Genomic DNA, 16,714 nt, shown 5'->3' with positions numbered 1-16,714 from the left:
AGATGCTGTCTTTCGAAATTCGGGGGGATAAAGCGTCGTCAGGAAATTTCATGAATCCAGCAGGTTGCCGGTTCTGTCCTTTCAAGACGTCCCCGATGAAATTATCCCTGAAAACAGTCGGTTAGAGAGTGTTTGAAAACAAGTTATTGATAAAAAAGAGAAGTTTTTGGGTGCCGCCTTTCGATCGAAAAAGGCGGCGTCTTCTGAAGCTTTTTGGAAAAAGCTTCACCAAAAAACCCTTATAATTTCAGTATGTTATCTATCCTGACTTTTCAAACAGTCTCTTAATGGCGAATCAGGATATAATTGATCGTCAGGTCGATATCGAAATGGTCGCCCGACATATCCGGTGGCACAGGGGGAAGCTGCGCATTGCGGAACATCCCCGTGGTTGCGGCATCAAGATAGTACGATCCTGACTGCCCCGTCAGGCGTACTTTCGCCACCTGTCCATTGCGATCCAGCACCACATGCACCGATGACGGCCCTTCCTCGCCCGCGCGGGCGGCGTCTTCGGGATAGTACATATGGCTGCGTATCCACTGGTCGAGTTCAGAGGCGTAATCGTCGCTTACGCCATGGATCTGCGTATTGGTGGAGTACGGGGCATTGATCCTTCCGTTGCTGACCAGTGGGCCGACGGACAGGTCGATGGGCGATCCCGAACCGCCCGCGCGGCCATGGCGGGTGCGGTGTGGCAATGGTGATGGTGCGAATGACAGGTCCATGGGCGAATGCAGCGATGAATGCGACTTGCTGGCGGACTGATGGCGTGGCTGCGGTGCCGGATGGCTGGAATGGCCAGGACTCTGCATGCCGGGATTGAACTGCTTTTGCTCCTGCGACTGGGGCACGGACAGGTCGGATGGCGCCTGCGTCAGCGGTGGCGAAGATGGGGTCTCTGGCGTCGGGATGTTTGGCGCGGGGGACGAATCCTCGCTCTGGTCCTTGGCGGCTGTGGCACTTTCGGATGCGCTGTGCTGGCTTTCCTGCTTTGGTGCGTCCGCACCCCCCGCCATGTCGGGCGAGGATTGTCCCTCCATCCCGCTGGAGGAAGGGGGGGAAAATACCATTTCCACCTGTGGGGATTCAGAGGAGGAGGACGGATCGCCATGCGGGTTGTGATGGGCTGAGCTGATGATGATTGCCGCCAGCAAGGCCGCATGCAGCATCGCGGATACGGCCGAGGCCTTGACCGCCCCCGGTTCTTCAAGCGTATCGGGGCGGATCAGGCCGGACGTGACAGGATGAAGGTTGCGATAGCCCGTCGGACGCGGGACGATCTCACGTGATTCAAGGCGTTCATTTTCGCGGCTGTTCGGACGGGACGGCGCGGCAGGCGGCGGGGCGGCAGGACGGTCCGATCCGTCCCCGCGCGGGATCAGTACGGGTTCCACGGCATGGCGGTACCGGGAAGAAGGACTGAGTGTCACCGTCATGAAAGGGCGCGTTTCTCCGCCTTGGGGATGTCATGGTCGCAACGACAGGTGGCCGTCACTATCGTGCCATGACCTGTCCCAGCTTGTCAGCATAACTGCGGGGACAGGTCACGATGTCAAGAGCGATGCCGCACATCGCGCGCCATTGGTGGCTTTTCAATCAATACGATCCGACAAAATTTTCGAGCAGTTCGGCAAAGCGTCCGGGATTTTCGACATGCAGCCAGTGTCCGGCTTTCTCAATCAGTTCCAGGCGGTAATTCGGGAACAGTCTGCGCATCGTCATGAAATGTTCTGGGCGGATATAGGGCGAATTCTCCCCCGCGAGGAACAGCGTCGGCCCAGGATAGCTGTAGCCTTCGGGGATATAGGGCCAGCTTTCGACATTGGGCATCGAGTCCACGATGTCACGCAGCCCGATAGACCAGCCCGGGTTTTCGCCCACGCGGATGTTTTGCAGCATCAGCGCACGGACATCGGCGTTGGGAATGTAATGCTGCAACAACAGGTCCGCCCCGGCACGATTCAGGAAGGGCGGGAAGGCGACATGCAGCATCTGTTCGCCAAGCCCGAACTGCCCATGGCCGGTACGCGCGGGTGGGATATCCGCGACAAGCAGGCTGTGGACCATTCCCGGCCGCATCAGCGCCAGCGTCATCGCGACCTTGCCCCCCATGGAATGACCCACCAGCGTCGCGGGCAGCGCATTATGATGGGCCAGTGTTTCCAGCAGGTCGGCCGACATCGTATTGTAATCCATCGCCCCGTGCGGGCTTTCGCCATGATTGCGCAGGTCGATCGCCAGCGTGCGGCGCGTGCGCGCCAGCCTGCGCTGGAAAAAACCAAGGTTGCGTGCCCGTCCGAACAGTCCGTGCAGCAGAACGACCGGCGGTCGCCCCGCATCCTGTCCCGATGCTTCCTCCGGACCGCGTTCAATCACATTCAGTAGCACCGCGATTACCTTGTCCTGGTTCAAGAGGTCTGGAGATTCAGGATGATTTTCCCGGAATGCGTTCCATTTTCCATCAGCTTATGGGCATCCACGACCTGCGCAAAGGGGAAGGTGGCGTGGATCAGCGGGCAGATGGTCTTTTTTTCCAGAAGTGGCCACGCATGCTGGTGCAATTGCCGTGCGATTTCCGCCTTATACGCCGTATCGCGTGGACGCAGTGTCGTGCCCGTCACCACCAGCCGCCGCGTCATGATACGGGCCAGCCCCACATTTTCCGCCCGTGCGCCGCCCTGTAACGCAATGATGACCAGTCGCCCATCCGGTGCAAGGCAGCGCAGGTTGCGTTCAAGATAGACGCCCCCGACCATATCAAGGATGATATCCACCCCACGCCCGTCAGTCAGTTCAGCGATACGGGCGACGAAATCGTCCTCATGATAATTTATGGCCGCCTCGGCCCCGATGGTGGTGCATAATTCGCACTTTGCCGCTGTGCCTGCCGTGACATAGGGAATGCCCCCCATCTGACGCACAAGCTGTATGGCCACGGTGCCGATGCCACTGCTGCCGCCATGGACCAGCACCCGATCGCCTGCGCGCAGATGCGCGGTCATGAACAGGTTGGACCAGACGGTGAAGAATGTTTCCGGCAGGGCGGCGGCGTGGAGTGCATCAAACCCCACCGGCCATGGCAGGCACTGTCCGGCTGGCACCACGCAGTACTGCGCGTACCCACCCCCGTTGGACAGGGCACAGACGCGTGCGCCAATGGCGGGAAAGGCGTCATCGGCAATGCCGGGGCCATGGGCGATGACTTCGCCCGCAATCTCCAGCCCCAGCAGCGGGCTTGCCCCTGGGGGTGGGGGATACAGCCCCTTGCGTTGCATGATGTCGGGACGGTTGACACCGGCGGCCATGACACGCACCAGCACTTCGCCCCTGCCGGGCGTAGGGGTGGGCACCTCGCTGATTGCCATGACATCGGGGGGGGCCGGGTTCGGCATAGGTGACGGCCTGCATCATGACCGGAAGGGTGGGGTTCATGGTCGTCCTTTCGTCCGTATCGTACGCATGGCAGGAAACGCACCCCGGTGACAGCCTGGTCTGAAACGGGCGCAACAGGGATGTGCATCCGCACGGCAGCCATCGGGGAATATCCCTGCGGGGGATAGCATATCGTGCGCCGGTATCATGCCCCGATCACGCCCCCGCCCGATGACATGTCCGCGTGCAGGGTGAATGCCCCCATTTTGGCCGTGTCGTTCTGTGTGACGCATAACGCTGTGTCCGCAGGTGGGTTCGTGCAGGGGTGCAGGGGGCAGCGATGTTCAGGATGGGGCCTTCGGCAAAGGGCGTGCTGATGGTGTGTCTCAGTGCTCTGCCCGGAAACCCGCCAGAGGATATTGCCCCTTGGGAACCATGATCTGTCCCTGACAACAGGGGGGCAGGATGTTATTTCAGATAACATACTGAAAATAATACAATTTCTGTGAAGATTTTTTCAAACAGCTTCGAGGAGCACCGGTTTTCCGAATACAGGCGAGCTGTGGCAAAGACGATATCTGGAAACCTCAGAGACTGTTTGAAAAGTCAGGCGCGATAACGCACTGAAATTATAAAGGTTTTTGGTGAAGCTTTTTCTAAAAAGCTTCAGAAGACGCCGCCTTTTTCGATCAAAAGGCGGCACCCGAAAACTTTTCCTGTTTTTTATCAAGGATTTGTTTTCAAACACTCTCTCAGTGTCGCATCCAGCGGTTCGCAGCGATTCCCAATGGTGCGCATGAAAAAAGGCGCCGGGATCGTGTGATCCCGACGCCTTTTGCATCACGTCGCGGCAGGTGCGCGCCGTATGGCCATCAGACCGAGTAGTACATCTCGAACTCGGCCGGGTGCGGGGTGTGTTCGAACTTGAACACTTCTTCCCACTTGATCGTGCAATAGCTTTCGATCTGGTCCTTGGTGAACACGCCACCGGCCAGAAGGAATTCGTGGTCTTCTTCCAGTGCCTTGAGCGCATCACGCAGCGAACCGGCAACAGTCGGGATCTGCTTCAGTTCCTCGGGGGGGAGGTCATACAGGTCCTTGTCCATCGCGTCGCCCGGATGGATCTTGTTCTTGATGCCGTCGATGCCCGCCATCAGCATGGCCGCGAACGCAAGATAGGGATTCGCGGTCGGATCGGGGAAGCGGACCTCGACGCGCTTGGCCTTCGGGCTGGTCGCATACGGGATGCGGCACGATGCCGAACGGTTACGCGCGGAATAGGCCAGCAGCACAGGGGCTTCGAAGCCGGGGATCAGGCGCTTGTAGGAATTGGTGGACGGGTTCGTGAACGCATTGAGCGCCTTGGCGTGCTTGATGATGCCGCCGATATAGTACAGCGCCTCGTCCGACAGGTCGGCATAACCATTGCCAGCAAAGGTCGGCTTGCCTGCTTTCCAGATCGACTGGTGGACATGCATGCCCGAACCGTTGTCGCCATAGATCGGCTTCGGCATGAATGTTGCCGTCTTGCCATAGGAATGGGCGACGTTATGCACGCAGTACTTGTAGATCTGCATGAAGTCGGCCGAACGGACCAGCGTGTCGAACTTGGTGCCCAGCTCATGCTGTGACTGTGCGACTTCGTGGTGGTGCTTTTCGATCGGCAGGCCCATTTCGCCCATCGTGGTCAGCATTTCGGCGCGCAGGTCGCCTTCGCTGTCCACCGGGGCAACCGGGAAATACCCGCCCTTGACACCCGGGCGGTGGCCCATGTTGCCTTCGGGATAGTCCTTGAGCGACGCGTCGGGGCCTTCGATGCTTTCAAGCTCGTACTTGCCATAGTTCGGGCCGGTGCCGAAGCGCACGCTGTCGAAGATGAAGAATTCGGCTTCGGGGCCGAAGAACGCCGTATCGCCCAGGCCGGTGGACTTCAGGTACTGTTCCGCCAGCTTTGCCGTCGCGCGCGGGTCGCGGTTATAGAACTGCCCGGTGGAGGGTTCCACGATGTCGCAGATCAGGATCAGTTGCGGCTTGGCCGAGAACGGGTCCATGACCGCCGTCGTCGGGTCGGGCAGCAGGATCATGTCGCTTTCGTTGATGGCCTTCCATCCCGCGATGGACGAACCGTCGAACATGAACCCTTCGCGGAAGGTATCTTCCTCGATGGTGGTGACATACTGGGTGGTGTGATGCCACTTGCCGCGCGGATCGGTGAAACGCAGGTCCACCATCTCGACAGCGTTTTCCTTGATCAGGCTGAAGACCTTGGCGACTGCTTCAGCCGAAACGTCGGAGGTCGGGGAAGAAGGGGTACCCGATGCTTTTTTTGGCATTGTTCTCTACCTGCCTATGGTGAACGGTCCCGCAAGAAATGATGCGGACACCGAAACGGTTACGAAAAAGGGATGCCTGTGTCGAGGGGGCCGTGCCGTTGCGCGTAACGGCACCGGCACGGACGTGTCAGACAGCATCCTCGCCATGTTCGCCTGTACGGATACGGATCACGTCCTCGACGGGGGAGACGAAAATCTTGCCATCGCCGATGCGGCCCGTGCGTGCCGCGGCGATGATGGCATCAATCGCGCGATCCGCCAGATCGTTCGAGCACACGATTTCCAGTTTCACTTTCGGAAGGAAATCGACGATGTATTCGGCACCACGATACAGTTCGGTATGACCTTTCTGCCGGCCGAAACCCTTGGCTTCGGTCACGGTGATCCCCATCAGGCCGATTTCGTGAAGGGCTTCCTTCACCTCATCAAGCTTGAAGGGTTTTATGATGGCCTCGATCTTTTTCATGCCGCGTCGTCAATCTCCAGTCTTGCGGACCGGCGGCATTCCGGTACCGGATCGTATTCCTGCGGGAACGGACGCAGATGCCGTGCCAGGTTCTTTTCGTCTACAGGTTTGCACGGGTTGGGATTTCAGGCAATCGGATGGTATTGCAAAAATCACAACCTTGGCGTCAGTCATTGCCGCATTATGGACAGGATGGCAGGTATGAAACCCGCAAATGCGATGCTGTCGGCGTTGCCGACGACTATTTTTTCCGTCATGTCGGCACTGGCTGTTGAACATGATGCCGTCAATCTCGGGCAGGGGTTCCCCGATACCGAGGGGCCGGCGGATCTGGTCGATGTCGCAGCCGCCGCCCTGCGCGATGGCCGCAACCAGTATCCGCCGCTGGCGGGGGTGCCGGAACTGCGCACGGCGGTGGCGTCTGCCAACCTGCGTTTTTGTGGAATCGAGGTCGATCCCGCGACCGAGGTTGTGGTGACATGTGGCGCGACGGAGGCGATCACCGCATCGCTGATGGCATTGGTCAATCCGGGTGACGAGGTCGTCGTCTTCGAACCGCTTTATGATACCTATCTGCCGGTGTTACGGATGCTGGGTGCGGTTGTGCGCCCCGTGCGCCTGCTGCCCCCGGACTGGTCCGTGCCGCGTGCGGAACTGGCGGCGGCGGTCGGCCCGCGTACCAAGGCCATCTTGCTCAACACCCCGATGAACCCGACCGGCAAGGTCTTTACGCGTGCGGAACTGGAATTCATTGCCGATCTTATGACGCGCCACGATGTCTATGCCGTGTGTGACGAGGTGTACGAACACCTGACCTTTGCACCGGTGCGTCATGTCGCGCTGATGTCCCTGCCGGGGATGAAGGCGCGGACCATCCGTATCGGCAGCGCGGGCAAGAGTTTTTCCATGACGGGATGGAAGGTCGGGTATGTGACCGCGCCCGCCCCGCTTGCGGCATTGGTGGCAAAGGCGCACCAGCTCCTGACCTTTACCGTTGCGCCGAACCTGCAACGTGCCGTGGCGGTCGGGCTGGAAAAGGATGGCGCATATTTCCTCCAGCTCTCTGAAAGCATGCGTCGGTCGCGCGATATGCTGGTCCGTGGCCTGCGGGATGCCGGATTCGATGTCCTGCCCTGCGATGGCAGCTATTTCGTGATTGCTGATTTCGCCCCGCTGGGCTTTGCCGGGGATGATGTCGCCTTCTGTCAGGCGATGACGCGCAGGCTGGGCGTGACGGGCATTCCCGTTTCCGCCTTTTATGATCCCGACAGCGCGCCGGGGCCGCGGACACTTGTGCGCTTTGCGTTCTGCAAGCGGCCCGAAGTCATCTCCGAAGCCGTGCGGCGGCTGCGTGGGGTGGGGGAATTGCAGGGATGAGGCGTAACCGGGGGGAGCAGCGCCCCCCGAAACGCAACATGGCGTAAAAAGGGTTATTGACGCGCCGCATCAGAGCCTCTAAATCACCCCTCGTTGCGGCGGATGTAGCTCAGTTGGTAGAGCGCCAGGTTGTGGTCTTGGATGTCGCGGGTTCGAGCCCCGTCATTCGCCCCATCATTTCCCTTAGAGACTGTTTGAAAATTCAGGCTTGATAGCATCCTGAAATCATAAAAGTTTTTGGTGAAGCTTTTTTCAAAAAGCTTCAGAAGACGCCGTCTTTGTGCAAAAAAAGGCGGCACCCAAAAACTTTTCCTGTTTTTTATCAATGAGTTGTTTTCAAACGCTCTCTTGAAATATTGCGTCCTCATGATGCGCCAAGAAACTGGCGCAATCCCTCGTCCAGGGTGCGTGGTGTAAAGCCCAGCGCCACACGCATGGGGGTGATGTCGAACGCCTTGTCCTCTGTCAGGCGACGGATTTCCGCCGGGGTGACATGCGGCAGGCCGGGCAGGCGCGCCGCCACGTGGCACATTCCCATCAGCACCGGTGCGGGTATGCCAAGGACAGGACGCCGCCGCAGGCCCGCATGGCGCGCCACCAGCGCGACAAGGTCGCGGTACGCAACGGCCTGCCCCCCCGCGATCACCAGCGCATGTCCCCCATGCCAGTCGCGCGCCAGCGCGGCCATGAGCGCGCGCGTCACGTCATCTTGGAAAATGGGTTGCACCAGTGCGCGACCGCCCGATGGCAGCGGCAGGACCGGCAGCCGCCGGATCAGTCCCAGCAGGCGGCGGATATTGTTTTCGCCCTGTGCCCCGTAAATCATCGTGGGGTGTAAAATCACGCCGTTACGGCCGGAAGACAGCAACGCCTGCTGCCCCCGTGCGACACCCATGCCATGTGCATCGGGCCAGCGTGTGAACATGCGCGTGCTGCCCAGGCAGACCAGGGATGCGGCTGGTGGGGCGGCGGCCAGGATGGCCCCGACATGTCGTGCATGCGCGGTTGATACGATACGCCGGGCATCGTGCAGTGCGCATGCAATGTCGGCGGCAGGGGATGTGAGGTCGATGCACCGCGCCACCCCCGGCAGGCCAGTTGCGCGCCACCGTGCGAGATCGCGCACCAGTGGCACATAGGCGATACCCGCCCGCACCAGTGCCGCGCACAGGGCGCGGCCCGAGCGGCCCGATGCCCCGATCACATGGACGGGGGTATCAGGTGCCGGGGGCGTGGGCATCAGGCAGGCGCGTTTATGGTGTGGAAATCGTCAGCCCCAGCGGGGCGGCGATGGATGGATCGCTGGCCATCGAGATGGCAATGCCGATCATCATCAGGTTCACCGGCTTCATCGGCCGCAGCGCAAGTTGCAGCGGATGGTCGGCAGGGGACTGCAAGAAGCGGCCCAGTGCGCGCATGGAGGCATCGTCCGACGCGGCCAGACCGGACAGCAGCGTCCGGCGGTACTCATCCACCGGCACGTTCCGGCTCCGCGCAAGGCTTTCGATCACATGCCCGGCAAGCGAACGGTCGTCCCACGTGATGGCGGCGGAGACGACGCGCGCCGTTTCCGGAATGACCGTCATGTCGTCAAAGGGGATCTGGTCCAGTTCCGCAATCACCGTCAGGTTGCCCATGTCCGGCGACTCCACCGACAGGGGTTCCAGCCGCAGATGCCCCGCCGTGCGGTCGCCCGCGCTGACGACATGGACATTCCCCATGAAATGGTCATAGCCGAACGCATTGAGCAGCGACGAACTGTCGGTGCCGGTGGACCAGACCGCAAGGTTGGTCAGGCGCGTATCCATCTTGTCCTCTACCTCGGTAGAGGTGCGCGAGGATACCAGCTTGTCCACCTGCAACAGGGGGTGGGAACTGTCGATCGCGCCTTTCGTCAGCGTCAGCGTATAGGGATGGGTTTCATGGATCAGGTGTCCCGACTGCGTCAGGCTTGCGACCTGTCCGGCGAAGTCCGGGCCATCAAGCTGCATGTGGTCCACCGTGATGCGTCGGGTGGGGGTCAGGTTGATCTGCGTCGCAAGGTGATCAAGGACAAGGTGCGATGCCAGCCCCAGCCCGTAATCGCTGACCCGCATGTGGGCAACCGTCATGTCCGTCTGTGTCGCAGGGGCGGCAATGTGCAGGTTGGTGAAGTCCCCTTCGCCCAGAACCAGCGAATCGAAGCCCAGTGACTGTGGTGTGTCACCGGCAGGTCGCGCACCGTTGGGCAGCGTCAGGTCCGACAGGTCCACTTCATCAAGGGAAAATGTGTTGCCCCATGCCATGACCTGCACCTTCTGCAGGATCACGCGGCCGATCTTTTCGCCTTGTACATTGTTCCCCTTCATCCCGCCGAGCCGCACGCTCGCGGCGGTAAGCGTCATGGCGGGATTGTGGTAGGTAACGGCGGTAAAACGGGCCCCGCGTGCAAGGGTGCGTGGCTTTGCCGTGGCATAGCTGAAGCTGGCGTCCGGTCCGATGGCGGCGCGGAAATCGGCGATGCCGGCCTCCAGCCTGCGCTGGGCAAAGTGATGGAGGCCCCAGCCACCCACCACAAGGACAAGTGCAACCATCGGTAAGGCGGGAAATATTTTCTTCACGAGTGCGGTGTCCACAGTGATCTCTTGCATGTCAGCTATATCATTCACAGGGGGCGGGGCAATCTTCTGGTGGCAAATATTGTGGTATCATATTACCACAAGGCGATTTTCTCCGGGAAAGTGCGGAAAAATGGCATTGTCCTCTTGACGTTCGCATCGCATCCGATGATAACGCGCCACCCGTTACCGCTCATATCAAGACGGAACACTGAATCCATGAAGACCACACTTTCCCTGAAACCTGCCGAGGTGACACGGGGCTGGACCCTGATCGACGCCGAAGGCCTGGTCCTGGGCCGGCTGGCCGCCATTGTCGCGCAGCGCCTGCGCGGCAAGCACAAGCCGCAGTTCACCCCGCATGTTGATTGTGGCGACAACATCGTCATCATCAACGCCGAGAAGGTTCGCCTGACTGGCAACAAGGTGGCGCAGAAGCTGTTCCATTATCACACCGGTTATCCGGGTGGGATCAAGCAGCGCACGATCACCCAGCGCCTTGAGGGCAAGAATCCCGGCCATGTCGTGCGCAAGGCTGTCGAGCGCATGATCACCCGTGGCCCGCTGCAGCGCGCGCAGATGAAGCATCTGTATGTCTATGCAGGCAGCGAGCATCCGCATGATGGCCAGAAGCCGCAGGTTCTCGACGTTGCGGCGCTGAACCGCAAGAATTCCGTCTCCAGCCACCAGAACGGGGCCTGATCACCATGTCTGAAACCCAAGAACGTACAGGCACGCTGGCCGACCTGCAGGGAGCAGTCGCGTCGGGTCAGATCGAAGCCTCGCAGAACGCTGCACCGGTTTACGAAGCCAAGCGCGATGCGCAGGGCCGTTCCTATGCCACGGGTCGTCGCAAGGACGCTGCCGCACGCGTGTGGATCAAGCCGGGCAAGGGTGACATCATTGTCAACGGACGTCCGGTCGGCACGTATTTTGCCCGCCCCGTCCTGCGCATGCTGATCACGCAGCCGTTCCTGGTTGCCGATCGCTATAACCAGTTCGACGTCTACTGCACCGTGACCGGTGGTGGCCTGTCGGGTCAGGCGGGTGCGGTCCGTCATGGCATCAGCCGTGCGCTGACGCATTATGAACCGGCCCTGCGTGGCATCCTGAAGGCTGCGGGCTTCCTGACGCGTGATCCGCGTGTTGTCGAACGCAAGAAGTACGGTCGCGCCAAGGCACGTCGTTCCTTCCAGTTCAGCAAGCGCTGAGTGCATTTCCTGTCGTCTTTCCCCGGCATCGGCTGGGGGAGGCGGTGGGTCAGGCGATTGTCGGAAAACGGGGTGGGCCAGTTATGGTCCGCCCCGTTTCTGCGTTTGGGGCGCGATGCGCGTGGTGTTTGTTCCGCCACTGCCCTTAAAGAGTGTTTGAAAACAACTCATTGGTAAGAGATTGTTTGCAAACAAATCCTTGATAAAAACAAGGAAAGTTTTTGGGTGCCGCCTTTTTTTAAAAAGGCGGCGTCTTCTGAAGCTCTTTAGAAAAAGCGTCACCAAAAACATTTGTAATTTCAGGATGTTATTGAGCCTGATTTTTCGAACAGCTTCTTACATGAACGGGTTATCCACCTTTCCGCCCTTGTGCGAAGGTGGCTTGATGGCGGCAGGCAGGTCCGGCGTCGATGCCAGGCAGTTCACAACCGATTGTAGAAATGCCAGCAGGTCCTGTGCCGTGCGCAATCCCGCACGGTCGCGGGTCAGGTTCGCCTGCCCATAGAACGCGATGCTGTCGGTACCATTTTCGATTGTGATCCCGCCAAGCGTGCAGGATGCGCTGTCATCAGCAAAGGGGATCATGGCCGGGGGGGCAGGCTGTTTCATGTCTCTCGGGTCCTTGGTTGGGGCGGGGGAGTGTCATTCCCGCCAGTAATGGCGGACGCGGTGTGTGCGATATCGTGACGTGGTGTGCCGGATGGTTCGCAGGGGCAGGGTAATGTATGTCTGTTTCAGCGCGGACGGTAGCGCGGGAAACGGATCGACGCCCACCGTGTGGATCAGGACATTGATCGTGACGCGGTTGCATCCTGGATTGCGCAATGCATTGCGACAGACATAAACGCCCGCAGCCTGCCTGCGTGGATCGTAAATGGCCTTCCATGTTGATGTCGGGACCAGCACCCTGTCATGCCCGATGCTGGAAAGGCGGCGGGCGTGAAATGCCGGGCCGGTAACGACATAAACTTCGCCATCCCGCAGGGCCAGACGTCGGACCGCGCTTTCTATTTCCTCCCACTTCCCCCGGTTGAGTGCAGCGCTTTGCGGCACGACATTCGACAGGCGGAAGCTTTCTGCCTGTGTGGCCTCATCAGGCATGTCGCCCGAAGGGGTCATATGACCCCGGTCATATCCCGAATGAACATAATCCGTCAGTTGCGCGCCTTCACCCGCGGGCAGGCGTTCATCGGGCTGGAATTCACCACGGCGCGGTGTGGCTTCGGCCTGGCGGATGGCTTGTGCCGTCAGGTGTTCGGCGGACCAGACGGGTTCATGCGCAAGACCTGAATGCAGGACGGCAAAGGCCGTATTGCATAACAGGCGCGCCTGTATGGAAAGTTTTTCATTGGTCAGGGCAGGCAGATGATCTTCCGGCCCCATGGAATCGCACGATGCGGCCCGTGCCCCTGATATCAGCGCCGCCATCATCAGCATCATGCATGCCAGAGGGAACAGGGCATCCAGAAGGGCGACCGTGTGCTGGCGACGGGTGAACATATGGTGGTGGAATCCTGTCATGTCTGTTAATCACGGCGGCAGAAATTAAGGGAGGGTGAGTGACATGACGGACGATTCCCCGCATGTACGTTACGTGCAGGCCCCCGACCCGAACAAGGTGATCCTGCGACGGCGTGAAAAGCCGCTGACCCCAATGCAGCGGAAATTATATGTCGGCATCCGTGTTGTGGTCGTGCTTCTGGCCTGCCTTGCGGTGGGTGACATGTTGCTTAACTGGTTACGTGGTGCCTGACGCAGGCGCTGTGATTTAGTGAATGGGCGTGTTTAAAGCAACGAATTGATAAAGATAGAAGTTTTTTGCAAAGAAGTGCGAAAGACACTGTTCTTCAGGCGGCAGGCACGCCCCGGAATATTGAGAGGGCACCTGGAAAGGCAGGAGCAGCCGCCGACTGGGATCATGAATTTCTTGGAAAATCTTTGACAGAAATTGCCTTTTTAAAAATAAAATAATATCCACAGGCTTCTGTTGTTCTTTTTTGATGAATTGCTTTCAAATTCTCTCTTTTTTTGCCGCCGTGATTTCCTTTTTAAATGATGCCCTGAGAGACCGTTTGAAAAGTAAGTCCAGATAACATGCTGAAATTATAAAGATTTTTGGTGAATCTTTTCCCAAAAAGCTTCAGAAGATACCGCCTTTTTCGATCGAAAGGCGGCACCCAGAAACTTTTTTATTTGTTTTCAAACACGCTCTGATACTGCGCTTCAGGGGGAGCCCGCATCGTTGTGGGCAAGCGCTATGGTAATGTCGAGTGTCTCTTCATTAACCTGTGCATCAAATAAGGGGTCCGTGCGTACGGCGTCCTCGCTTGCGATCATGTCCCCGAATCTGATTTGGGGCCAGTTGATCCGGTCATGCGCGGGACGTGTGAATTCAAATGACACCATGGGATGCGACACCAGTCCCCCCGATGGGCCGGGCGCGACATAATCCCACGTGAAACGGCATCGCGCTGGTGCGCCCGCCTGCATGAACAGGGCATGGACAAAGCCCGGGCTGATGTCCGTCTGCAACACATTCATCAGGTAATGCGGCGTCTGCTGGATCAGGTCGGATGTCAGGCGGGTGCTGAAGATACCAGCGGCGATCATTTGCGGCATCTGCGTGATGAAGCGTGTCTGGTCGATGGTGGCCTGCACGATGCAGCCATGTCCCGTTGTGTCGATCTGGGCGCTGACCCCCCAGGCCTGCGCGGTGGAATTGGGCGGCAACAGCGCAGCGGGATAGGGGGCGGCATGGGCCATCCCGGTGACAAGGAGCATGGACGCCGCAAGGCCGAGCCTGCGTGCAGACCCATCGAATCGGGCGGCAAAAGACATACGGAAATGTTCGGATAGGAACGAAAACGAGCAAATTCGCATTAAATTTTTTCTTAAACTTTCTGGTGGACCATTCTGGCCGGACCGATTGTTGCGTCATGCCATGATTAAAAGTCCAGCACCGTGCAGGCAAAATCACGCCTGTGGGACGTGGCGCGGTGCAGGGTTCGTAAAAAAGCCCCCGTCACCCTACCGCCCTGCCGCAGGCCATGGGGGGACACTCTCTTTTCTTGGCTGTTTTGATGTGCCAAAGCGAAGTCATGGCATATATTACCACAAACCCCTACACCAACGAAGTGGTCGCCCGCTTTGCTGACCTTGAGGACGCCCAGCTTGAGGCCCTTGTCACGCAGGCGGCCGATACTTTTGAAAAATGGTCACGCACCTCCTTTGCGGAACGCCGTGCCATCATGAAAAAGGCGGCTTCCCTGCTGCGTGCGCAGGCGGATGATTACGCTGCCCTGCTGACGCTGGAGATGGGCAAGCTTGCGCGCGAAGCACAGGGCGAGGTTAAGCTGTCGGCTGATATCCTCGATTACTATGCCGACAATGCGGAACGTTTCCTTGCCCCGGTCCCGCTGAAGGAAGCCGAGACCGAGAATATGCGCCCGATGATCGTCAGCGACCCTATCGGCGTTCTGCTGGCGGTGGAGCCGTGGAATTTTCCGTACTATCAGCTTGCGCGCGTCGCGGGGCCGCAACTGATGGCGGGCAATACCGTGGTTGTGAAACATTCGTCCATCGTGCCGCAATGCGCCGCCGCCTTTGATAAGCTGTTCCAGGATGCGGGGGCTCCGGCCGGTGCCTATACAAACCTGTTCGCCACGCGTGACCAGCTTAATCGCCTGATCGAGGACCCGCGCATTGCGGCGGTGTGCCTGACGGGCGGTGAACGTTCCGGCGGGTCGGTCGCATCCCGTGCGGGCAAGAGCCTGAAGAAGACGACGCTGGAACTTGGCGGGGCCGATGCATTCATCGTGCTTGATGATGCGGACCTCGACAAGACGGTCAAATGGGCCGTCTGGGGGCGCCTTAATAATGGCGGACAATGCTGTGTCGCGTCCAAGCGTTTCATTGTTGCCGATTCCATTGCCGATGCATTCATCGCAAAGTTCAAGGCGGCACTCGATGCGCTGGTCGCGGGCGATCCGCGCGATGCGGCCACCACCCTGCCGCCCATGTCTTCCCAAGGGGCTGCCGACGAACTGAACGAGCAGGTCCGTCAGGCCGTCGCCCATGGTGCCCGTCCGCTTTATTGCGGGGCGGAAGTGCCAAAGCAGGGCGCGTTCGTCCGTGCGACCATCCTGACGGATGTGGCACGTGATAACCCGGCTTATTTCCAGGAATTCTTTGGTCCGGTGGCCATGGTTTTCCGTGTGGGCAGTGATGAGGAAGCGATTGCGCTGGCGAACGATTCCGAATTCGGCCTGGGTGGTTCTGTCTTTACCCGTGACGAGGCGCGCGGCGTGGCCGTGGCCCGTCAGGTACGCACTGGCATGGTGTTCATCAACCACCCGACATGGACTGCCCCCGAACTGCCGTTCGGTGGGATCAAGAAATCGGGTTACGGGCGCGAGCTTTCGGGCCTTGGTATTGATGAATTCGTCAACAAGAAGCTGATTAACGTCGTGAATATCGACGCACCGTAATCAGGTTACATCACGGGTGGGGCCTGCTCCCGCCCGTGAGATACGGATGGTTGCACATGGCGGTCTGTTTCGTGGTCGTCATGAAGTAAAAGCAATAAAGAGACATAAAAAAGACATAATATTCCACTTTTGGCACATGTGTTTCAAAAGTATATCTTTAATGTTATTTAAAAATTCACATCAAAATATTGTTTTTCTGATTGAATGCAGCCCTGTGATAGGCAATATGCGTTGTCATGTCCGCAGGCAGGAAGGCGCAGAGGCGTTTGGCAGGTCGATGGATATGTAAATCAGGGGTATGCGGGCAACGATCCCGTAATGCCAATGACGACAATAAGAAAGATGTACCGGCAACCAATGCTGCGGCAGGTGAGTGGGACAGGGTGTTCCATCTTTTGGCCTGCCGGGTCAGGTCCAACCGGTTGCAAGAAGGCAGGATACCATGCTTGGTTCACAAATTATTGAAATAGATGGGATCTTCGTGGGCACGGCGATCCTGGTGGACAGGAACCAGACCCACCGTTTTTATGCCACCCACGACAATGTACGCTCACTTCACAACATGATCGTGCCCGACATGACGGCGCTGAAGCATCGTGTGGCGCAGACATTTCGCCGTATGGCGCGTTGTGATGTGGGCGCGCTTGGTCGTTTGCGCCCACAGGGGCAGGCATGAGAAAATGTCCCATATGAGTGAACGCCCTGTTTGCCACAAAGACATCGTTCTTGTGCAACAGGCGACACGCACAAACCATTAAGGAACTGTTAATCCCCCTTTGGTTGCTTGGAATCTTCCCCATATCACAAGGATATACCAAAGGGAGGGAGCGGGCATTTCCATAAATGACCTGCGCATCACGGATTGAAG

At 58.8% G+C, this 16,714-nt stretch carries 15 protein-coding genes, 1 tRNA gene and 1 pseudogene; 7 read left to right on the top strand and 10 right to left on the bottom strand.

The window, feature by feature from the left end:
• Nucleotides 1-284 precede the first annotated feature (284 nt).
• The 5 genes and pseudogenes from FYB92_RS00370 to FYB92_RS00350 form a co-directional block, all read right to left on the bottom strand.
• Nucleotides 285-1,439, bottom strand: coding sequence for an energy transducer TonB (locus FYB92_RS00370; RefSeq protein ID WP_003617360.1), 1,155 nt, complete (start codon nt 1,437-1,439; stop codon nt 285-287).
• A 160-nt stretch (nt 1,440-1,599) separates the two neighbouring features.
• Nucleotides 1,600-2,391: an alpha/beta fold hydrolase gene (locus tag FYB92_RS00365; protein ID WP_040511335.1), complete on the bottom strand. Its 792-nt coding sequence runs from the start codon at nt 2,389-2,391 to the stop codon at nt 1,600-1,602.
• Nucleotides 2,392-2,411: 20 nt separating this feature from the next.
• Nucleotides 2,412-3,435: pseudogene (locus tag FYB92_RS00360) on the bottom strand (NAD(P)H-quinone oxidoreductase).
• A gap of 812 nt (nt 3,436-4,247) precedes the next feature.
• On the bottom strand, nt 4,248-5,708 hold the full coding sequence (gene glnA, locus FYB92_RS00355) for a type I glutamate--ammonia ligase (protein WP_003617364.1): 1,461 nt from the start codon (nt 5,706-5,708) through the stop codon (nt 4,248-4,250).
• Between the two features lie 127 nt (nt 5,709-5,835).
• Nucleotides 5,836-6,174 carry a P-II family nitrogen regulator gene (locus FYB92_RS00350; RefSeq protein WP_003617366.1) on the bottom strand — a complete coding sequence of 113 codons (339 nt, stop codon included), beginning with the start codon at nt 6,172-6,174 and terminating at the stop codon, nt 5,836-5,838.
• Between the two features lie 201 nt (nt 6,175-6,375).
• Between FYB92_RS00350 and FYB92_RS00345 the strand changes: the two genes are divergently transcribed.
• Entirely contained in the window at nt 6,376-7,551 is a 1,176-nt protein-coding gene (locus tag FYB92_RS00345; RefSeq protein WP_075632558.1) for an aminotransferase, read from the top strand.
• A gap of 98 nt (nt 7,552-7,649) precedes the next feature.
• Nucleotides 7,650-7,725, top strand: a tRNA-His gene (locus FYB92_RS00340).
• Between the two features lie 190 nt (nt 7,726-7,915).
• On the opposite strand, the gene FYB92_RS00335 is transcribed toward FYB92_RS00340, so the two are convergent.
• On the bottom strand, nt 7,916-8,791 hold the full coding sequence (locus tag FYB92_RS00335) for an NADH-ubiquinone oxidoreductase (RefSeq protein ID WP_332828013.1): 876 nt from the start codon (nt 8,789-8,791) through the stop codon (nt 7,916-7,918).
• Nucleotides 8,792-8,804: 13 nt separating this feature from the next.
• A complete protein-coding gene (locus FYB92_RS00330; RefSeq protein ID WP_003617372.1) occupies nt 8,805-10,181 on the bottom strand; it encodes a hypothetical protein in 1,377 nt (458 codons plus the stop codon).
• Nucleotides 10,182-10,367: 186 nt separating this feature from the next.
• Here FYB92_RS00330 and rplM point away from each other — a divergent pair, with 186 nt between their 5' ends.
• Together rplM and rpsI are read left to right on the top strand one after the other, a co-directional pair.
• Entirely contained in the window at nt 10,368-10,850 is a 483-nt protein-coding gene (rplM, locus tag FYB92_RS00325) for a 50S ribosomal protein L13 (protein ID WP_003617376.1), read from the top strand.
• A gap of 5 nt (nt 10,851-10,855) precedes the next feature.
• Nucleotides 10,856-11,359, top strand: coding sequence for a 30S ribosomal protein S9 (gene rpsI / locus FYB92_RS00320; RefSeq protein WP_003617378.1), 504 nt, complete (start codon nt 10,856-10,858; stop codon nt 11,357-11,359).
• Between the two features lie 336 nt (nt 11,360-11,695).
• Here the strand turns inward: rpsI and FYB92_RS00315 are convergent, their stop codons facing one another.
• The gene (locus FYB92_RS00315) at nt 11,696-11,968 is read right to left on the bottom strand and encodes a hypothetical protein (protein WP_003617379.1); all 273 of its coding nucleotides are present in this window, start codon (nt 11,966-11,968) and stop codon (nt 11,696-11,698) included.
• 33 nt (nt 11,969-12,001) lie between these two features.
• Nucleotides 12,002-12,859, bottom strand: a complete 858-nt coding sequence (locus FYB92_RS00310; RefSeq protein ID WP_332828012.1) for a DNA/RNA non-specific endonuclease — start codon at nt 12,857-12,859, stop codon at nt 12,002-12,004.
• A gap of 64 nt (nt 12,860-12,923) precedes the next feature.
• Between FYB92_RS00310 and FYB92_RS00305 the strand changes: the two genes are divergently transcribed.
• A complete protein-coding gene (locus FYB92_RS00305; protein WP_003617382.1) occupies nt 12,924-13,112 on the top strand; it encodes a hypothetical protein in 189 nt (62 codons plus the stop codon).
• A gap of 470 nt (nt 13,113-13,582) precedes the next feature.
• On the opposite strand, the gene FYB92_RS00300 is transcribed toward FYB92_RS00305, so the two are convergent.
• On the bottom strand, nt 13,583-14,197 hold the full coding sequence (locus FYB92_RS00300; protein ID WP_332828011.1) for a hypothetical protein: 615 nt from the start codon (nt 14,195-14,197) through the stop codon (nt 13,583-13,585).
• A 260-nt stretch (nt 14,198-14,457) separates the two neighbouring features.
• On the opposite strand from FYB92_RS00300, the gene FYB92_RS00295 reads away from it, so the two are divergent.
• Nucleotides 14,458-15,846 (top strand): NAD-dependent succinate-semialdehyde dehydrogenase, encoded by a 1,389-nt coding sequence (locus tag FYB92_RS00295; RefSeq protein ID WP_281649291.1) that lies wholly within the window; start codon nt 14,458-14,460, stop codon nt 15,844-15,846.
• Nucleotides 15,847-16,288: 442 nt separating this feature from the next.
• The gene (locus FYB92_RS00290; protein ID WP_003617387.1) at nt 16,289-16,522 is read left to right on the top strand and encodes a hypothetical protein; all 234 of its coding nucleotides are present in this window, start codon (nt 16,289-16,291) and stop codon (nt 16,520-16,522) included.
• Nucleotides 16,523-16,714: the final 192 nt, after the last annotated feature.

Source organism: Novacetimonas sp. GS1 (genome assembly GCF_036686925.1).
GTDB lineage: Bacteria > Pseudomonadota > Alphaproteobacteria > Acetobacterales > Acetobacteraceae > Novacetimonas > Novacetimonas hansenii.
This window is presented reverse-complemented; position numbering and strand designations above follow the sequence as displayed.

What these genes read in the sequence shown, in the direction of transcription:
- FYB92_RS00370 (WP_003617360.1), bottom strand. Translation starts at nt 1,439, where the DNA reads ATGACGGTGACACTCAGTCCTTCTTCCCGGTACCGCCATGCCGTGGAA.
- glnA (WP_003617364.1), bottom strand. Translation starts at nt 5,708, where the DNA reads ATGCCAAAAAAAGCATCGGGTACCCCTTCTTCCCCGACCTCCGACGTT.
- FYB92_RS00350 (WP_003617366.1), bottom strand. Translation starts at nt 6,174, where the DNA reads ATGAAAAAGATCGAGGCCATCATAAAACCCTTCAAGCTTGATGAGGTG.
- FYB92_RS00345 (WP_075632558.1), top strand. Translation starts at nt 6,376, where the DNA reads ATGAAACCCGCAAATGCGATGCTGTCGGCGTTGCCGACGACTATTTTT.
- FYB92_RS00335 (WP_332828013.1), bottom strand. Translation starts at nt 8,791, where the DNA reads ATGCCCACGCCCCCGGCACCTGATACCCCCGTCCATGTGATCGGGGCA.
- FYB92_RS00330 (WP_003617372.1), bottom strand. Translation starts at nt 10,181, where the DNA reads ATGCAAGAGATCACTGTGGACACCGCACTCGTGAAGAAAATATTTCCC.
- rplM (WP_003617376.1), top strand. Translation starts at nt 10,368, where the DNA reads ATGAAGACCACACTTTCCCTGAAACCTGCCGAGGTGACACGGGGCTGG.
- rpsI (WP_003617378.1), top strand. Translation starts at nt 10,856, where the DNA reads ATGTCTGAAACCCAAGAACGTACAGGCACGCTGGCCGACCTGCAGGGA.
- FYB92_RS00315 (WP_003617379.1), bottom strand. Translation starts at nt 11,968, where the DNA reads ATGAAACAGCCTGCCCCCCCGGCCATGATCCCCTTTGCTGATGACAGC.
- FYB92_RS00310 (WP_332828012.1), bottom strand. Translation starts at nt 12,859, where the DNA reads ATGTTCACCCGTCGCCAGCACACGGTCGCCCTTCTGGATGCCCTGTTC.
- FYB92_RS00305 (WP_003617382.1), top strand. Translation starts at nt 12,924, where the DNA reads ATGACGGACGATTCCCCGCATGTACGTTACGTGCAGGCCCCCGACCCG.
- FYB92_RS00300 (WP_332828011.1), bottom strand. Translation starts at nt 14,197, where the DNA reads ATGTCTTTTGCCGCCCGATTCGATGGGTCTGCACGCAGGCTCGGCCTT.
- FYB92_RS00295 (WP_281649291.1), top strand. Translation starts at nt 14,458, where the DNA reads ATGGCATATATTACCACAAACCCCTACACCAACGAAGTGGTCGCCCGC.
- FYB92_RS00290 (WP_003617387.1), top strand. Translation starts at nt 16,289, where the DNA reads ATGCTTGGTTCACAAATTATTGAAATAGATGGGATCTTCGTGGGCACG.